General features: G+C 64.7%; 17 protein-coding genes. 7 read left to right on the top strand and 10 right to left on the bottom strand.

Annotated features, from left to right (window positions below; translation table 11 throughout):
• Nucleotides 1-6 precede the first annotated feature (6 nt).
• Entirely contained in the window at nt 7-1,170 is a 1,164-nt protein-coding gene (locus ACSYAO_RS10550) for a zinc-dependent alcohol dehydrogenase (RefSeq protein WP_049463407.1), read from the bottom strand.
• Nucleotides 1,171-1,319: 149 nt separating this feature from the next.
• On the opposite strand from ACSYAO_RS10550, the gene ACSYAO_RS10555 reads away from it, so the two are divergent.
• The 3 genes from ACSYAO_RS10555 (at nt 1,320) to ACSYAO_RS10565 (ending at nt 2,801) form a co-directional block, all read left to right on the top strand.
• A complete protein-coding gene (locus ACSYAO_RS10555; RefSeq protein WP_080356586.1) occupies nt 1,320-1,508 on the top strand; it encodes a hypothetical protein in 189 nt (62 codons plus the stop codon).
• 99 nt (nt 1,509-1,607) lie between these two features.
• Nucleotides 1,608-2,246, top strand: coding sequence for a DUF6766 family protein (locus ACSYAO_RS10560; protein WP_049463409.1), 639 nt, complete (start codon nt 1,608-1,610; stop codon nt 2,244-2,246).
• Between the two features lie 3 nt (nt 2,247-2,249).
• Nucleotides 2,250-2,801, top strand: a complete 552-nt coding sequence (locus ACSYAO_RS10565) for a cysteine hydrolase family protein (protein ID WP_049463411.1) — start codon at nt 2,250-2,252, stop codon at nt 2,799-2,801.
• A gap of 24 nt (nt 2,802-2,825) precedes the next feature.
• Here the strand turns inward: ACSYAO_RS10565 and ACSYAO_RS10570 are convergent, their stop codons facing one another.
• Together ACSYAO_RS10570 and ACSYAO_RS10575 are read right to left on the bottom strand one after the other, a co-directional pair.
• Nucleotides 2,826-3,059: a hypothetical protein gene (locus tag ACSYAO_RS10570; RefSeq protein ID WP_049463413.1), complete on the bottom strand. Its 234-nt coding sequence runs from the start codon at nt 3,057-3,059 to the stop codon at nt 2,826-2,828.
• A gap of 319 nt (nt 3,060-3,378) precedes the next feature.
• Complete coding sequence (locus ACSYAO_RS10575) at nt 3,379-4,266, bottom strand: LysR family transcriptional regulator (RefSeq protein ID WP_006367409.1); 888 nt, start codon at nt 4,264-4,266, stop codon at nt 3,379-3,381.
• Between the two features lie 168 nt (nt 4,267-4,434).
• On the opposite strand from ACSYAO_RS10575, the gene ACSYAO_RS10580 reads away from it, so the two are divergent.
• The 4 genes from ACSYAO_RS10580 to ACSYAO_RS10595 are packed head-to-tail and all read left to right on the top strand — an operon-like array spanning nt 4,435 to nt 8,198.
• The gene (locus ACSYAO_RS10580) at nt 4,435-5,664 is read left to right on the top strand and encodes an MFS transporter (RefSeq protein ID WP_049463415.1); all 1,230 of its coding nucleotides are present in this window, start codon (nt 4,435-4,437) and stop codon (nt 5,662-5,664) included.
• Between the two features lie 11 nt (nt 5,665-5,675).
• Nucleotides 5,676-6,662, top strand: a complete 987-nt coding sequence (locus tag ACSYAO_RS10585; protein WP_049463416.1) for an aldo/keto reductase — start codon at nt 5,676-5,678, stop codon at nt 6,660-6,662.
• A 25-nt stretch (nt 6,663-6,687) separates the two neighbouring features.
• Nucleotides 6,688-7,164 carry a (R)-mandelonitrile lyase gene (locus tag ACSYAO_RS10590; RefSeq protein ID WP_197655506.1) on the top strand — a complete coding sequence of 159 codons (477 nt, stop codon included), beginning with the start codon at nt 6,688-6,690 and terminating at the stop codon, nt 7,162-7,164.
• Nucleotides 7,161-8,198 (top strand): alpha/beta hydrolase, encoded by a 1,038-nt coding sequence (locus tag ACSYAO_RS10595; RefSeq protein ID WP_049422285.1) that lies wholly within the window; start codon nt 7,161-7,163, stop codon nt 8,196-8,198. Before ACSYAO_RS10590 ends, ACSYAO_RS10595 begins: the two co-directional genes overlap by 4 nt.
• 22 nt (nt 8,199-8,220) lie before the next feature.
• On the opposite strand, the gene ACSYAO_RS10600 is transcribed toward ACSYAO_RS10595, so the two are convergent.
• The 7 genes from ACSYAO_RS10600 to ACSYAO_RS10630 form a co-directional block, all read right to left on the bottom strand.
• Nucleotides 8,221-10,104: a PepSY-associated TM helix domain-containing protein gene (locus ACSYAO_RS10600; RefSeq protein ID WP_197655507.1), complete on the bottom strand. Its 1,884-nt coding sequence runs from the start codon at nt 10,102-10,104 to the stop codon at nt 8,221-8,223.
• A gap of 46 nt (nt 10,105-10,150) precedes the next feature.
• Nucleotides 10,151-12,607: a TonB-dependent siderophore receptor gene (locus tag ACSYAO_RS10605; RefSeq protein WP_262220574.1), complete on the bottom strand. Its 2,457-nt coding sequence runs from the start codon at nt 12,605-12,607 to the stop codon at nt 10,151-10,153.
• 108 nt (nt 12,608-12,715) lie between these two features.
• Nucleotides 12,716-13,759: a FecR family protein gene (locus ACSYAO_RS10610; RefSeq protein WP_049463420.1), complete on the bottom strand. Its 1,044-nt coding sequence runs from the start codon at nt 13,757-13,759 to the stop codon at nt 12,716-12,718.
• Nucleotides 13,756-14,442: an RNA polymerase sigma factor gene (locus ACSYAO_RS10615; protein ID WP_197655509.1), complete on the bottom strand. Its 687-nt coding sequence runs from the start codon at nt 14,440-14,442 to the stop codon at nt 13,756-13,758. The genes ACSYAO_RS10610 and ACSYAO_RS10615 overlap by 4 nt, the downstream gene beginning before the upstream one ends.
• A 120-nt stretch (nt 14,443-14,562) precedes the next feature.
• Entirely contained in the window at nt 14,563-15,243 is a 681-nt protein-coding gene (locus ACSYAO_RS10620) for a DUF3313 family protein (RefSeq protein WP_049463422.1), read from the bottom strand.
• A gap of 265 nt (nt 15,244-15,508) precedes the next feature.
• Nucleotides 15,509-15,919, bottom strand: a complete 411-nt coding sequence (locus ACSYAO_RS10625) for a hypothetical protein (RefSeq protein WP_049463423.1) — start codon at nt 15,917-15,919, stop codon at nt 15,509-15,511.
• Nucleotides 15,920-16,094: 175 nt separating this feature from the next.
• A complete protein-coding gene (locus tag ACSYAO_RS10630) occupies nt 16,095-17,213 on the bottom strand; it encodes an AraC family transcriptional regulator (protein WP_223224614.1) in 1,119 nt (372 codons plus the stop codon).
• Between the last annotated feature and the right edge of the window lie 71 nt (nt 17,214-17,284).

The following is a 17,284-nucleotide window of genomic DNA, read 5'->3' on the forward strand; positions in this document are numbered from 1 at the left end:
GCATGCTCAGGGTGTCAATACGATCTTGCGGCAGTCGTCGTCCTTGGCGTCAAACATCGCGTAGCCCTGCGCCGCATCGGCCAGTCGCATCCTGTGCGAGATGATGTCGCCCGGGTCCAGCTTTCCTTCCATGATTGCGTCGAGCAGTTCCGGCATCAGTCCCTGCACATGGGTCTGCCCCATCTTGAACGTCAGCCCCTTGTCGAACGCGTCACCCAGCAGGAAGCCATGGATGAAGCCGGCGTAGACCCCTGGGATGCTGACCACCCCGCCGCGGCGTGCAGCTGCAATACATTGCCGGATCGCCACGCCGCTGCTGCCTTCCAGCTTTACAGCGGTCAATGCGGACTCCAGCGCACTGCCCTCGGCCTCGAAACCTACCGCCTCGATGCAGGCATCCACGCCCCGCCCGCTGGTGTGGGCAAGAATGAAATCGGCCGGGTCTTCGATCTCGTTGAAATCGATGGGGGTCACCCCGTAGGCCCGGCGCGCATAATCAAGGCGGTACCGAAGATGATCGATCATGAAGATGGTCTCGGCCCCCAGCAGGCGGCAGCAGGCCGCGCTCATCAGCCCGACCGGGCCCGCACCGAAGATGGCCACCGTTGAGCCCGGCTTCACCCCTGCGTTCAGCGCGGCCTGGTAGCCGGTGGGCAGGATGTCGGACAGGAACAGGACCTGCTCGTCGGCCACGCCTTCCGGAATACGTAGCGGGCCCACATTCGCCTTGGGCACGCGCACGAACTCCGCTTGGCCACCGGCAACCCCACCGTACAGATGGCTGTATCCGAACAGCGCGGCCGGCGGCAGAAGGCCCTTCTGATTCAGCGCCGCGCCCTTGCCGGTATTGGTGGTTTCGCAAGCGGCATACTCGGCCAGCCGACAGTGGAAGCACTCACCACAGGCGATCACGAAGGGAATCACCACCCGATCCCCCGGCTTTACCTGAGTAACGCCGCTGCCGACCTCTTCCACGATGCCCATGAATTCGTGGCCGAGAACATCGCCATCGTGCAGATCCGGAATCTTGCCCCGATACAGATGCAGGTCCGAGCCGCAGATGGCGGTAGCGGTAACACGCAGGATCAGATCGTCATCAGCCGCCAGTACCGGGTCCGGCACGGTCTCGACGCGTACATCCTTGCGGCCGTGGTAGGTCAATGCCTGCATCGCGGTTCTCCAGCAAGAGGGGGTTCCAGCATCGCAACACCCCCCTCCCCCCTGCGGTGACATCCCGGTGTGCATGGTGTTCATTTCGCGACGTCACCGCGTTAACCGCACTGGCCGCAAGCTTCAACCTCCTGCTGCAGGAGCGACCCATGACCGACAAGCTTCCCTTCAATCCGACCACGGACGTGGATGATCAGTCGAAGGCACATACGCCGGACAAGCGGCGCAATGATCGAGCCAGATGGAAGGAGCACGACATGCCCGACGATGGCGATGGGCCCAAGGCTGTACCCGAGGACTACGAGCGTCCTGATCCCGATCCATCAGGGAAACGTTGAGACCGCCTCACATACTGGATGCGCCGGATTCACAGCTCATGGCCCGCTGGCGGCGCAAGCTTCATCACGGCCATTGAAACAGCCTGAACGAGGTGTTGCATGTGGAAGCGCAACGGTCTCTCGCTGGTGCTGCTTGTGCTCACCATCGTATTCATTGGTGGGCAGGCAGTTGCGGGACATCACGTGCACAACCAGGAGCTGGTGCAGCACGGACGCACGCCGATCGATTTCTGGCACTACCTGGCAACCGGGCATTTCGTCAGCGCCACATTCGAGAACTGGGAGAGCGAATTCCTGCAGATGGGGATGTATGTTCTTCTGACAGTGAGCCTGCGCCAGCGCGGTTCGGCCGAATCGCGGCCCTTGGACCCTGTGCAGGAACAGAATCGCATCGAGCCGGGGCCGACGCCTTGGCCCGTCAGGCGTGGTGGCGCATGGAAGATCATCTATGGCCATTCGCTTGCCATCGCCTTCGGCCTGTTGTTCCTAGCCAGCTTTACGCTGCATGCAGTGGGAAGCTGGCGAGCCGAGCAGGCCGAGCAGCGGCTGCAGGGCTTGCCAGTGCCGGGCTTTCTCGAGCACCTGGCCAGCAGCACGTTCTGGTTCGAATCGATGCAGAACTGGCAAAGTGAGTTTCTGGCCGTGCTGTCTCTGGTTGTGCTGACCATCTTCCTGCGCCAGAAGGATTCGCCACAGTCCAAGCCGGTCGAAGCGCCGCATGCGCAGACAGGAGATTGAGGCATGGCACGCCGCCCTTCTACCGCCCTGCTGATCATCGACATGTTCAGTCGTTTCGACTTCCCAGGTGCAGACGCGCTGGCGCCAGCGGCAGAGAACGCGGCCCGGCAGATCCGCCGCCTGAGAGACCACTTCGATGACCAAGGGTGGCCAGTCATCTATGCCAATGACAACTTCTCAGATTGGAAGCGGGACTTCCGCCAGCAAGTGGAGCAGTGCCAGCGGGACGGGGGGACGGCTGCCCGAATTGCCACAACCCTCTCCCCCCTGCCCGGCCACTATTTCGTGCTCAAGCCCAAGCACTCGGCGTTCCTCGCCAGTCCCTTGCCGATTCTGCTGGCCAAGCTGGGAGTACGCCGTCTTTGCCTCACTGGCATGACGGCCGACTCGTGTGTCCTGGCCACGGCGCTGGACGCCAACGCCAGGGAGTTCGAGGTCGTGGTGGCATTGGAAGCTGTGGCGGCGATGCCCTCGCAGAAACGGCGTGCACTGGCAGTGCTGGCAGACTCGGGCGCAGCCCGGGTCGTCCGACTTTCGTCGCTGGTCTCTGCGTAATCGGCAGGATCAAATCGAGGCAGTTCATGCCCGGTCCGCTACACCCTGTACACCGGCATGACCGGCGCAATGTGCACAGCAGAAGATCTGGCCCTTTCCTTCAACGCCATGCCCGATCACCGCGCAGTTGCAATGTGCGCAGCGCGGCGCGAATGCATGGATCGCGCACTCGAACGAATCGAAGGTTCCGCTGCGTCCGCCCTGCTGCAGGGTGAAACTCTTGTCGTAGTTGTTGCCGCAGACATCACAGGTGGCCATGTGGCACCCCTTTGTGTGCAAGGAAGGGGGAGTGTGGTGAGTGCGGTTGTCGGTGGCCGTGAACGCAGTGTGTCCAGAAGGTCCAGAATACGCATTGCAAGGTACTCTAGAACGTGCCCCGCCCAGTTGACGGGTGGGCTGTCCAGGCGTGCGTTCCGCCTGGTCAAACTCTTGCCGTGTTCTGCATCGGTTGGGATGCGGCACGTTTCCGGATCGGTAGCGAAGAACCCGCACGCGAGGGCCGGCTGCAGGGCGGCGATCCTGTTCCAGTGAGCCCATCGCGGCTGTGATGCCGGACGGTCATCGAGGCAACATCGACCTAGACCCGCAATGCCTCGAGCACCAGGCTGAACGCCGGGGATGGCTGCCGTCTGCTCGGGTAATACAGATGATAGCCGGGGAACAGCGGGCACCAGTCCTCCAGTACCCGCACCAGGCGGCCGCTTTCCAGATGGGGTGCCAGCTCATCAACGGGCAGATGCACCAGGCCCAGGCCATCAAGCGCGGCATCGACCATGTGCGGTGACGTGCTGAACACCAGCGGGCCATCCACGCGCACATTGATCTCGCGACCCTTCTTCTCGTACTCCCACACATACAGTCCACCGCTGGTGGGAAGACGGATGTTGATGCACCGGTGACCAGTCAGATCGCCCGGCACCTTCGGCATTCCGTGCGCAGCGAAGTAGCCCGGCGTCCCTGCGGTGGCCATGCGCAGGCGTGGGCCGATGGGCAGGGCGACCATGTCCTTGTCGATGGATTCGCCAAGGCGAACACCGGCGTCGAAGCGGTCGGCAACGATGTCACGCAGTGCATAGCTGACGTCGAATTCGATGCGGATGTCCGGATAGCGGTGCAGCAGCGGCATCAGCTTGGGCAGCAGCACCGTGCGCAGTACGTGGTCGCCGCTGGTGATCCTGACCTGCCCGGCTGGCGTGTCCCTCAATGCAGTAAGTGCTTCGAGCTCCATCTCGATGTCGTCGAAGTGGTTGCCGATCGACTGCAGCAGGCGCTCGCCTGCCGTGGTCGGCGAAACGCTGCGCGTCGTGCGGGTCAGCAGCCGGATGCCGAGACTCTCTTCCAGGGTCTTGATGGCCTGGCTCAGTGCGGACTGGGTAACCCCGAGTACACCTGCCGCACGGGTGAAGCTGCCCTCCCGCGCTACGGTCACGAAAGCCAGCAGGTCATTGAAGTTGCGTCGTGCCATGCGTGCAGTGTGTCACAGGGATTGATTAGCGCAACTAATTGACCCATTCGAAATTGATTATCTAATCAAACGCCAGCGTGTGGTCCAGACTGGCGCCCTCCCCTACCACGGGAGGTCCGGCCGCCGGAGCCTTCCGCCGTCATCGTCCTTCTGGGCCTGGAAACCTTCATGAGTTCACTCAATCTCCCCCCGACCGGGGCGAGCACGGCCGCGCCTGTCCGCTCGGCATCCCCCAGGGAATGGGGTGCCGTGCTGGCCCTGTCACTCGGCGCCTTCGCGCTGGTCGCTTCCGAATTCATGCCGGTCAGCCTGCTGACGCCCATCGCCACCGACCTGCAGGTCAGTGAAGGCCAGGCAGGCCAGGCGATCGCGGTGTCCGGTGCATTTGCACTGGTCACCAGCCTGTTGGTCTCGCCACTGGCCGGGCAGCTGGACCGCAAATGGCTGCTGCTGGGCCTCACCACCGCGATGATCCTCTCGGGCACGCTGGCGGCAATGGCGCCCAGCTTCCCGGTGTTCATGCTGGGCCGTGCGCTGATCGGCGTGGCCATCGGTGGCTTCTGGGCCATGTCGGCCGCCACCGCCATGCGCCTGGTTCCTTCGCACCAGGTGCCCCGCGCACTGGCCATCGTCAACGGCGGCAACGCGCTTGCCACGGTCATTGCGGCGCCGATGGGCAGTTACTTCGGCGCCATCATCGGTTGGCGCGGTGCGTTCTTCTCGCTGGTGCCGGTGGCTGTGGTGGCCCTGTTGTGGAAGATCGCCGCGCTGCCATCGATGAAGGCGACCGCCGGGCGCGCTTCCTGGAATGTGTTCGCGCTGTTGAAGCGCCCGCCGGTGGCTTGGGGCATGGCGGGCGTGAGCCTGTTCTTCATGGGCCAGTTCTCGCTGTTCACCTACCTGCGCCCGTTCGTGGAAGGCACGCTGCACGTATCACCTTCGACGTTGTCGCTGTTGCTGCTGTTGATGGGTGCTGCGGGCCTGGCCGGCACGCTGTTGATCGAGCCCTTCGTGCACAAGGCACTCTTCCGCACACTGGTGCTGCTGCCCGCACTGATGGCCGTGGTGGCGGTGTGCATGATCCTGCTCGGCAACACGCTGCCGAGGGTGGCGGTGTTGTTCGCCCTGTGGGGCCTGCTTGGCACGTCGGCGCCCGTGGCCTGGTGGTCGTGGCTGGCCCGCACCCTGCCCGATGACGGCGAGGCCGGTGGCGGCCTGATGGTAGCCGTGGTGCAGATGGCCATCGCCATCGGTGCGACCGTGGGCGGCCTGCTGCTGGACCACCAGGGCTACCGCGCCACGTTCTGGTTCAGCGCTGTCCTGCTGTTGGGCTCGGTGGTCACGTCCTGCATCGCTGCGCGCTCGGCGCAGCACCATCGCCTGCCTGTCCATACCTGAAGGAGTCCCCCATGCACTACACCTGTCTGGGCCGATCGGGCCTGAAGATCAGCCGGCTGGGTCTTGGCACCATGAATTTCGGCGAGCTTGCCGACGAGCCAACCAGTTTCGCCATCATGGATGCCGCCGTGGACGCCGGCATCAACTTCTTCGACAGCGCCGACGTCTACGGCGGACCGCAGTCGCCGGACATGGCGCAGGGCTTCGGCGTGTCTGAAGAGATCATCGGGCGCTGGCTCAAGCGCAGTGGCAAGCGTGATGGTCTGGTACTGGCGACCAAGGTGTACCAGCCGATGGGGCTGGGCCCGAATGATCGCCGGTTGTCGGCGTACCACATCCGCCGCGCCTGCGAGGCCAGCCTGCGCCGACTGCAGACCGACCACATCGATCTGTACCAGATGCACCATGTGGACCGGGCCACGCCATGGGAAGAAATCTGGCAGGCCATGGAACAGCTGATCCGCGAAGGCAAGATCACCTACGTGGGCAGCAGCAACTTTGCCGGCTGGGACATCGCCACCGCACAGGGCGTGGCCACCGCGCGGCACACCTTCGGCCTGGTGGCCGAGCAGAGCCTGTACAACCTGACCCAGCGCACGGTGGAGCTGGAAGTGATCCCGGCCCTGCGCTACCACGGGCTCGGCCTGATCCCCTGGAGCCCGATCGGCATGGGCCTGCTGGGCGGCGTGCTGAAGAATGTCGCCAATGGCCGACGCGCTACCCCGCACCTCCTGCAGCGTATCGAACAGCTGCGCCCGCAGCTGGAAGCGTATGAAGCGTTCTGCGATGAACTGGGTGAGGCGCCCGCCGACGTGGCGCTGGCCTGGCTGCTGCACAACCCGATGGTGACCACCGCGCTGAGCGGGCCGCGCACGGTGGACCAGCTTTTGCAGAACCTGAAGGCGCCTGCGCTGAAGCTCTCAGATGTTTCACTGGCTCGACTGGATGCGATCTGGCCTGGCCCCGGTGGCGAGGCGCCCAATGCCTACGCCTGGTAATCCCCCAACTCCTGGAGTACTCCCCATGTCCATGCTTCTCGGTACGTTGATATCCATGGCTGCGCCTGCGACCGGCGGCGGCCCGGCCAGCGATGATCTGAGCGTAACGCCTGCTGGCAGCGCATCGTCCGTGGCGGGCCCCGCTGACTACTTCACTGGCAACGTGCGCATCGATGGCGGGTTCCAACGCCCTGCGCCGGCACGCGTAGGAGGTGCAACGGTCACCTTTGAGCCCGGCGCACGCACGGCCTGGCACACCCACCCGCTGGGCCAGACCCTCATCGTGACCGCAGGCGTGGGCTGGGTGCAGCAGTGGGGTCAGCCACGCCAGCAGATCCGTCCGGGGGACACCGTGTGGATCGCCCCGGGCGTGAAGCATTGGCATGGTGCAAGTGCCACAGTGGCGATGACCCACATCGCGATTGCCGAGGCGGTGGATGGCAGCCCGGTGACGTGGCTGGAGAAAGTAAGCGACGAACAGTATTCGGAGATGCGCGAATGAAGACGCTGATGCTTTCTCTGGTCCTCGCGGCCATCCCCCTCACTGCAGTTGGACAGGACATGGCCCACGGCGCGGACAACTTCTATCGCAGCACCCAGCTCACCAGCGAGAAGGTGCGCTTCAACAACCAGTACCACATGCAGATCGTCGGCAATCTGTACGTACCGAAGAACCGCAGGCCTGGGCAAGCATTGCCCGCGATCATCGTGGGCCATCCCATGGGCGCGGTGAAGGAGCAGAGTGCGGATCTCTACGCACAGAAGCTGGCTGAACAAGGCTTCGTGACCCTGGCTATCGACCAGTCATTCTGGGGTGAAAGTGCGGGCGAGCCCCGCAATGCAGTTGCGCCGGACATCTATGCCGAGGCCTTCAGTGCAGCCGTCGATTACCTGGGCACGCAGCCACAGGTGGATCGCGAACGGATCGGCGTGCTTGGCATCTGCGGCAGTGGCAGTTTCGTGATCAGTGCGGCCAAGATCGACCCGCGCATGAAAGCCATTGCTACCGTCAGCATGTACGACATGGGCGCTGCGAACCGCAGTGCCCTCAACCGCTCGCAGAGCGTCGAGCAGCGCAAGGCCGTGATTGCTGCTGCCGCGCGCCAGCGTTGGGTCGAAGCCGAGGGCGGCGCCGCACAGTACACCTCCGGCACGGTGCATAGGCTTGAGGCAGATACTCATCCGATCCAGCGCGAGTTCTACGATTTCTACCGCACTTCGCGCGGCGAGTTCACGCCGACTGGTTCATCACCGCAGCTCACCACCCACCCGACGCTGACCAGCAACGTGAAGTTCATGAACTTCTATCCGTTCAACGACATCGAGACCATCTCACCGCGTCCGATGTTGTTCATTGCGGGTGATCAGGCGCATTCAAAGGAATTCAGTGAGGAGGCCTACCGGCTGGCGGGACAACCGAAGGAACTGCTGTGGGTGAAGGGTGCAGGCCATGTGGATCTGTACGACCGCACCGATCTGATTCCGTTTGCAGCGCTGGGGGCGTTCTTCCGGAAGAGCCTGGACGGAAGCATGTGACAGGCCAACGCCCCCCCTGGCCTCACCCCGTCCGCAGCATCGCCACCAGCAACCCCATCAGGGCACTCCCCGCCGCCAGACTCAGCCACACCCTCCCAACACTGCGGGCACTGAAGACGCCCGCAGCAACGGCAATGAACAGCACGAACCCCAGCAGTGAACTGGCCAGGACCGAAACGGACGTCCTTACCCCCACCAGCGCGGGCAGCAACAACGCCAGTGCCGCAGCGGTAACGGCGGTGAACACGTAGCCGCCCAGCGAGGCGGCCAGCACACGGCTCGCCACCTGCCAGCGATAGGCCGCTTCCCGCCCGGCCGGAGGCTTGGCCGTACGCGCCGCCTCCGGTGCCCGGGGCCAGCGGCGCTGCAGCATCAGGGCCATTCTTGCCAGCATCAACCCGAATGCCAGTGCGACCAGCTCCACGCCGGCCTGCTGCCACGCGCCCCGCTGCAGATACATCAGCAGCCCCTGCCCGGTGGTTGCCATGTTCACCAGCGGCAGCGCCAGGCACAGTGCTGCAGCCAGCCACAACTGCTCGATCCAGGCCAGGCGCGGTGGGCGCCACAGCGCGTGCAGCACCGAGGCAGCGCAGGCAGCAAGAAAAATGCGTATTTCCCATGCGCTGCGATCGCTCATTCCCAATGGCAGCAACCGATTGCCATGCAGGTAGACGATGCTTGCCAGCGCCACCCCGGCCAGCGATGCCACGTTGAAGGCTTCCACGCAGCGGTAGATGCCCGCCGTGGCCGCGCCGAACTCATGCTCGCTGCGCTTGCGCCGCTTGATGGAGAACAGCAGCGTGCCGATGGCGATCATCGCCGTGCCCAGCAGGCCGCTGATGAAGTACAGCCACTTCATCGGCCAGCCGCCGAAATCGGCCTTGTGCAGTGCTTCGATGGTTTCGTGCACCTGTACGGCGCCAATGACATGCGGATGTGCACCATGCTGTTGCAGCAGCGCGCCGCTGGCAGCATCGAACGCCGCCCGGCTGGCCTCGGTCAGCAGATGCCTGTCTGCGCGCCCCACGGGCTTGCGACCGATCACCTCCACCACGCTGTGCACGGTGCCGGGCGCCTGGATCACGATCAGTGCCGGTGGCTGCCCGCTGATGGCGTGCGCGCGTGCCAGCAGTTGCTGCAGGTCCGGCAGTTGCGCGGTGGATACCAGGATGCCTGGCGGAGCTGGCTGCACAGGCGCCAGCTCGGCTTCGTAGCGCGCATAGGCGTCATCGGCATCGCCATAGGCCGCATGCACCGGCCACGGCAGATAGCTGCTGTAGAAGAAGGTCAGCCCGGTGTAGCCGATCATGAACAGGAACGGCAGGGTCAGCACGGCACTCAGGTTGTGCGCATCCAGCCAACTGCGCTGTCCCTTGCCCGGGCGGAAGGAGAAGAAGTCCTTGAAGATGCGTTTATGCACCACCACGCCGGACACCAGCGCCAGCAGCATGCAGGCCGTGATCCAGCCGACCAGCCAGTAGCCGGCCATGCCGCCGTGCAGGGTGTAATGGAAGGACATGAAGTGGCGCCCGCCTTCGGTTTCCCGAAGACGAGGTGGAGGCTGTGGCATGCCGGTGCCGGCATCCACCCAGCGTTCGTGCGCAGTGCCGTCGCCATCCTCCCATGACAGCTCCAGCGGCCAGCCGTGCTGCGCAGGCCAACGGATCTGCCATGCCCGGGCATCGGCGGCGTTGGCGGCCAGCCAGTGCTGCGCACGCACCGCCTGCGTTGCGGTGTCCACCGCTGGCGAGGAGACCGACACGGGGCCGGCCTCCATCCATCGCGTGATCGGCTCGCGGAATACGCTGAGCGTGCCGGTCAGGAAGATCGCGCACAGCAGCCAGCCACAGGTAAGGCCGCACCACGTGTGCAGCCACGACATGCTCTGCCGGAAGCCTGCCTTCATGCCTGCCCCGTGGCGGGCAGGCCGTTGCCCCGCCGGTTGCGGAAGATCACAGCGAGCCGCGCAGCGTCAGCATCACGTTGCGGGGTTCGCCGAAGAAGTTGCCGCGGCGGATCTGGCTGATCATCGCGTAGTAGCGCGTGTCGAACAGGTTGGCCACGTTGAGGCCCACGCTCCAGCGCGGATTGATCCGGTAGCCGGCACGCAGGTCCCACACGGCTCGTCCTGCTGCACCCATGCGCCAGTCCGGGTCGTCGTAGGCCGGATAGGAGTAGCTGCTCTGTGCCGATACACCCCCGCCCACGGAGAACGCGTTCCACTTGCCGGGCAGCTGGTAGGACGTCGACAGGCGCAGCAGGTGGCGGGGCGTCTCGGCGCTGATGGTCGCGCCCTCATCGTCGCGGCTGGTGACGTGGGTATAGCCCGCCATCATCTGCCAGCCCGGCGCCAGTTCGCCGCTGGCCTCCAGCTCAAAGCCCTTGCTGCGCAGCTTGCCGCCATTGCGGTAGCAATCGGACGACGCCAGCGAGCCACGGCAGCTGCCCGGGTCGGATTCGTCCACCACGGCGTTGCCGGTCTTGCGGATGGAGAACACTGCGGCGGAGACATTCAGGCGGCCATCGTTCAACTCACCCTTCACGCCCAGCTCGTAGTTGGCGCCGATGGCCGGATCCAGCACCGAGCCGGACGCGGTGACGTACGAGCTCTGCGGCTGGAAGGTATCGGCGTAGCTGGCATAGACCGACCATTGCGGACCCAGGTCGTAGACAAGGCCGGCGTACGGGGTGAATTCGTGCTTCTGTTCGTAGTCGCGGCTCTTGGCGCCGGTGAAGCCATCGCTGGACTGGTACTTCACCCAGCTCAGCCGGCCACCCAGCGTGAGGTGCAGCGGTTCTGCCAGCTGCAGGCGCAGGTTGCTGTACACGCCGCTCTGCTGGGCGCGGGCGTTTTCTGACCAGTCCCACGCGGGCTGCAGCGGCTGCGCGATGGCGCTGTGGTCGGGTGCGTAGACATCAATCGGCACGTCGATGGCCAGGTCCGCCGAGCTCTGGCGGGTACGCTGGCGCGACCACATCGCGCCCAGCAGCAGCTGATGGCTGCGGCCGAAGGCGTCGAAACTGCCGGTGGTGTGCAGGTCGATGCCATCACTACGCACGCGCGAGCGGTTGAAATAGATGTCATAGAAGCGCGAACCGATGCCGGTGGCGCGGTCCACCCCGCCCAGCGGAACCGCGACACGCTGGTCCAGGTCCGACTCGGTGCGGTTCACCGACAGGCGTGCCTTCCAGCGTTCGTTGAAGCGGTGCTCCGCCTCTGCAAAGGCTTCGTCGACGGAGCCCTCCTGCCGATTCCAGTCCTGGATGAGCGAGGTGGAACGCTTGATGTCCAGCGCACCGCCATCGGTGTAGCGCGGCAGGCCGAACAGCCAGTAGCCGTCGGTGTTACTGGCCTGATGGCGCAGACCGAAGGTCAGCGTGGTATCCGTGCCCAGATCGGCATCGATCACCCCATAGGCCACCGGCGTCTTCGATGAGGTGCCCCGCTGGAAGTAGTCGCGGTCCTGATAGGCGGCGACCAGTCGGCCGCGCACGCTGCCGGTAGCATTGAGCGGGCCACCGCCATCCACCTCGACGCGGTAGTTGTCCCACGAGCCCACGGTTGCGGCCAGATCCAGATGAGCCTGGTCGCGCGGGCGCTTGCGCACCATGTTGATCGCCCCGCTGGGGTCGGCCGCGCCGAGCATCATGCCACCGGCACCGCGCAGCACTTCAACCCGTTCCAGCACGGCGGTGTCGATCGGCAGCCAGCCCACCGGGGCATAGACAATGCCGGCCACGCCATCGACCAGATAGTTGCTGTCGTCCACGGTGAAGCTGCGGATCGAGAACTTGTGGTTGCCGAAGTTGCGGGCGGTCGTGGTCACGCCGGTGGTCTGTGCCAGCGCTTCGTCCAGCGTGGTGAGGTTGCGGTCGTCCAGCTGCTGGCGGGTGATCACGCTGACCGACTGCGGGGTCTGGCGGATGCTCTGCCCCAGCTTGCCCAGGCTCAGCTCACGTGCCGTGTAAGCGCCATCGCTTGGGGCATTGGCGGTGACGTTCACCGTCTGCAGGGTGGTCTGGGCCTCCTTGCTGCGCGCAGGTGTTGCTGCTTCCTGCGCCAGGGTGAACACGCCCGGACGGGTGGCATTGACACGCACGCCACTCCCCTCCAGCAGGCGCGCCAGTGCCTCCTGCGGCGTGTAGCTGCCGGTCAAGGCCGGGGCGCGACGGCCCGCCACCGCCGATTCGCTGAACAGCACCTGCTGCCGGGACTGCTCGGAAAAGCGGCGCAGTGCGGCATCCAGCGGTTGCGCCGGAATATTGAACTGCACGCGCGCAGCCGGCTGCGCCTGTGCGATGGCTGGCCCTGCCAGCGCGCTGGAAATGCACAGCGCCAGCAACGGCAGCCGCTTGGCGTGTACCCCCGTAGAGAACGCGCCAGCAACAAGTGCGCGCTTGATCTTCATGTACCCCATTACCGCTCCATCATGCTTGGCCGCTACTGGCCTCACTGGGGTAAACGGAAAATGGCGATGGGGTGGGAACCCGCGCCGGAAGAAATTTTCGTTCCGGCGTCAGCGGGTGACAGGCCGTTCGTCGATGCGATAGCCGCCCTGGGCAGTGCGGGTCACCTGCACGGGCAACAGATCCGGCAGCGCTTCCAGGAAGGTGGCCGGGGCATCGGTGGCTGCGTAGCCGGAGACCGGCAGGAACTTCAGCCCTGGCTGGCCCAACGTGACGGGATGGCCCAGATACTGCCCGACCTCCTGCGCCACTTCGTCCAGCGGGGTGCGCCGGAACACCAGGCGCCCGTTGCGCCAGCCGCCAATGCTGTCTGCGCTGGCGGCAATGGAGCGGTAGGCGGCTGTAAGCGTGGTAACGGCCAGGCCTTGTTCAGCGTGCAGGCTGACCGGCGCGGTGCCTTCGGCGCGATCCGGCTGTACCCGCACGTGCCCATGCAGCACCTTGACCACGACTTCGCCCGGCCCATTGCGCACATTGAAGGCCGTGCCGACCACCGTCACCCGGCTGCGCTGGGCATCGACGGTGAAGGGCCGGTCGGCCGCCGGGGCGACCTCGAAGTACGCCTCGCCCTGGCTGAGCACCACTTCCCGACGGGATCGATAGAAATGCACCGCCAGCGTGCTGCGTGCATTGAGTGAAATCCGTGAGCCGTCCGGCAATTGAAGATCGCGTATCTCGCCCGCACCGGTGGCCACGTCCTGTACGTAGCTGGGCGCGGTGTACCAACCGTAGCCGACGTACCCCAAGGCCAGCGTCGCCACGGCCGCAGCCGCCGCAACGCGTGGCAGGCGCCACGACCGTGCACGCCGCGCCGCCCTGCCCCGCCGTGGAGCGGCAGGTGCAGGTACTGCTGGGGCGATCACCGCATGCGGGTCCGAGGCCAGCACGGGGCGCGGCAACTGGCCGAGGTCGTGCCAGGTTCTGGCCACGTCGGCGAACGCCTGTCGGTGCGCTTCGCTCTCGGCCAGCCAGTGCTGCAGGGCCGCCTCTTCTTCCGGTTGCCAGTCCGCATCCTGCCGCCGCACCATCCACGCGGCGGCCGCCTCATGCAGGGCAAACGGGTCGGAACCTGCGGCAGAAGGGAGATCGGTCATCGGCAGGGAAAATCAGCATCGATGGCAGGCGCCAACGCCTCGCCCGCATTGATCGGGCGATGCAGTTCCTGCATCTGTGCCAGAGATGCATAGCGTACCCGCACTTCGCAGTAGGCAACCGCTCGCGACAGATGCTTGACCACCATGCGGCGGGAGATCTGCATGCGAGCGGCAACGTCCTCCTGGGTCAGCCCATCGAAGCGGCAGAGCACGAATGCCTCGCGTTGACGCTCGGGCAGCTCGGCCAGCGCTTCTCGCAGGCGCTCCAGGCGCTGCCGCTGGGCGCTGAGCTGCAACGGGCACTGTGATTCATCGCTGGCGATGGCTTGGCCCGCATCCTCGGCATCTGCCAGCGGCAGCGTCTGGAGACGGCGGCCTGCGGTGTGCTCACGATATTCATCGGCCACGGTGTTCATTACCGTCCGCCGGAAATAGGCGCCTTGCTGGTCGCACGAGGCCAGTGCAGGGTTTGCCGCCAGCCACTTGACTGCACCGTCGTGCAGGGCGTCCTCACCGTCCGCACCTCTGACACGCGCAAGGCTGCGCAGAATGGGCCCGCGCCAGCGGGCATAGGCTTTCGCAAGGAGGTTCCCGCCCATTGGCGAGGCGTCTTCCGGAATGCCCGCCTCCGTGGACGAGGCCCGATCCGCGTTGCTGCCCGTGCCCCGGCCTAGCGTGGACACATCACCCTCAGGGCAAATGCCTGCGGTCTGCACAGGTGGGGCGGGGAATTCACGTTGGGAGCCGGAGTTCTGGCCGCCATAGGCGGCGGAAGGGGTGGGATGCCGCAAGTGTAGTGAGAGTCATTTGCAATTGGAACTCCCTACCCCCTCCCTTTCCTGCAGCCGCGGTTCGGATGAGGCCTGGGAACCGGGGTGAAGCGCACGGCAGTTGCGCCCTCCGGGAAGCTGCCGTGATCGCACCATTGGCGCGATGAACTCCACCGCCTCAATCGCGAACCGGCCTGCAAGCGCCTTGGCGTGACCGTCCAGGGTGTAGCTTTTCCGGATGTCCCTCATATCGGCTTCGTCGGCGAGCAGCAGCAGTGCTACCTGCCTGCCAGTGCCTGCGTCGGTCGCCTCGATCTCGAGGGAAAGCTGCCCCTTGCTCACCGGTCCCATCAGGACGGATGTGGCAATGTTCAGGCCGACAGACACCTCCTTCACCGAGGTAATCCTTGCAAGCAGCAACAGCCCCGTTCCCGGCCGCCCTGCCCTACTCCAGCCCAGGCGCCTGTCGATCTGCCGCTGCAGCTGACTGCTTACGGCAGCCTTGAGGCGATCACCGACGCCCGGGCTCAGCGTTGCAGCTACCTCTGGCATCAGCAGGACGGGGGCGAGAGTCACCGTCTGGAAGTGCCCGTGCGTGCTACCCGCTGGCACGATCTCCATCCGACGCTCCCCGTGGATGCTGAGACCTGCATAGGTCCTGGCCTGGTTTGACCTGACCACATGCACCGGACTGCATGCGGCCAGCAACAGCATTCCCATTCCTGCGAGGAGCCGAGGAACCCGCCGCCACAAGCTGCCTTTCGCTACGCGTCCGGAACCGGATGTTCTGGCCAGAGTGGCAGTTCGATCGCCGCCTGATGAATGACTACGGCAGCAGGGAATTGCAGAGTGCATGACTTTCGCAGGTTGAGTGGAACGGAATCAATCGAGGTCGAACATCCCCCATGTGCGGGGCTCGCCTTGGCCGGTCCGGAATGCCTGGCCCGACGATTGCAGGGTGTCGGCAGGATGTCGGCAATCACCAATGCAGCATGTGCTTCGGATCGAACAGCACGCACGACACTGCCATGATGATCACGACAAGCACCGCGAATCCTGTGGCAATGGCGCCTCTGAGAAATCCAATCCGGATGAGGATGTGCTTCAACAGGGCCACCTCGCCAAGCAGCAGGACAAAGAGAAGTCCTGCTTGTGCTGCGGCAAGCAGCGCATAGACCAGTGCCCAGCACCCCCATGCGATGGCCGCCACACGAATGACGGACGCCGGAACGTCCATCAGCAGCCCCACCACGATCAGCATCGTCACCGCAATGATGATCGTGCGCATGTTCTCAGCCACGTTCTTCAACGTGGCGCCCTCCCGCGCCAATCGATCGACCTCAAGGAATCTCGCCGCGAGTTTCGATTCAAACAGCCGTATGCGCTTCATGGTTCTATCCAGGTGAAGGAGGGGTGGCTGGAGAGGACTGCACACGCACTGGTGCAATGGACTACAGACGCGCAACCACCACCGGCAGCACGGCCCGGCGGCAGCCCCGACGTCATTGGGTGGCCCGGTCTCTACCGATGGCTACCCGCCGTGCTGGAATCAGGGTGGATGCTGTCTACCTGGATTCCCGGAACTCGGTTGGCAGGCAACCCGCCCAACGCTTGAATGCGCGGCGGAATGCACGGGCGTCGGAGTATCCAACCGCGTCTGCAACCTCGGCGATGCTCAGCTCTGAGTTCAGCAGGAGATCGCGGGCCCGCTCATACCGGGCCTCATCGCGGAGTTCCCGATAACTCGAATCCTGGCGATTGAGCCGGCGCCTGAGCGTTCTCTCGCTTACATTGATCAGGCTTGCGAGTTCGCTCTGCCGGGTGGTCGTCTCGATGTCGCACCGCAGGTGGCTCGACAGCGATTCGACAATTTCATTGCGCACGCCCCGCATTGGCAGCAGCGTGTCGAGCTGGTCGCGTACGATCTTCGAGTTGATCCGGTCGAAGCCTGGCAGCCGCACACTCAACCAGTGTGAGTCGAAGGTCAGGCGGTTGATCCCTGCATCAAAGCGCACCGGGCACTGGAAGAACCGCCGGTAGACGTCCGGATCGGAGGGCTTGGGTAGGGAAAAGTCGACCCGTAGCGGTGCAAAGGAGGGGCCAATTAGGTACCTGCTGACGGCGACGAACCCAGCGAATGCATCCTCCACAAGAACGGATTCCAGCTGGATATCAAAGCGCCGGAATCGGACCTCCATCCGGATTTCACGACCCGCTTCCTCGATCGTGTGAATCAGCATGGCGCCGATTGCCTGCTGGTGGCTGAGCCCATAGTTCAGGGCTTCCCCATAGGTCTCGCAGGTGAGCATCGCCAGGCCGGGAACACCCCAGGAGATGGGTGTCTGCCGGGCTCCCAGGGCGAGGCCCAATGCAGGTTCGTCCAGCAATCGTTCTGCGCGCATGAACAGCTTGCGCATCTGTCTGTAGGACAGCCTTACATCTCTCATCGAGAGATCGCGGTACGTGAAACCAAGCCCGCGGCACAGCTCTTCCGGCGAGAAACCCCGTTCTTCAACAAGCCCAAGGATGGCCCTGGCTCCGGTCGGCACGATTTCTGCGATCTGCGATTCGTGCGTTGAGCCTGGATCGTCGGAGGGGTTCAGAGACGTCGCGTCCAACGCGAGTTCCTCACCGGGCTCACGCCAGTCCATGGAGGTCGGCAGATTCTTGGAGATGGCAGCCATCACGTTTCGAAGGGGCGTTTCGCAGTCCCCATAGTCATCCCGTGGGGGACTGATTTCAATGCAGGAGACCG

This window comes from Stenotrophomonas sp. STK16_22 (genome assembly GCF_051984505.1).
Lineage (GTDB): Bacteria > Pseudomonadota > Gammaproteobacteria > Xanthomonadales > Xanthomonadaceae > Stenotrophomonas > Stenotrophomonas maltophilia_A.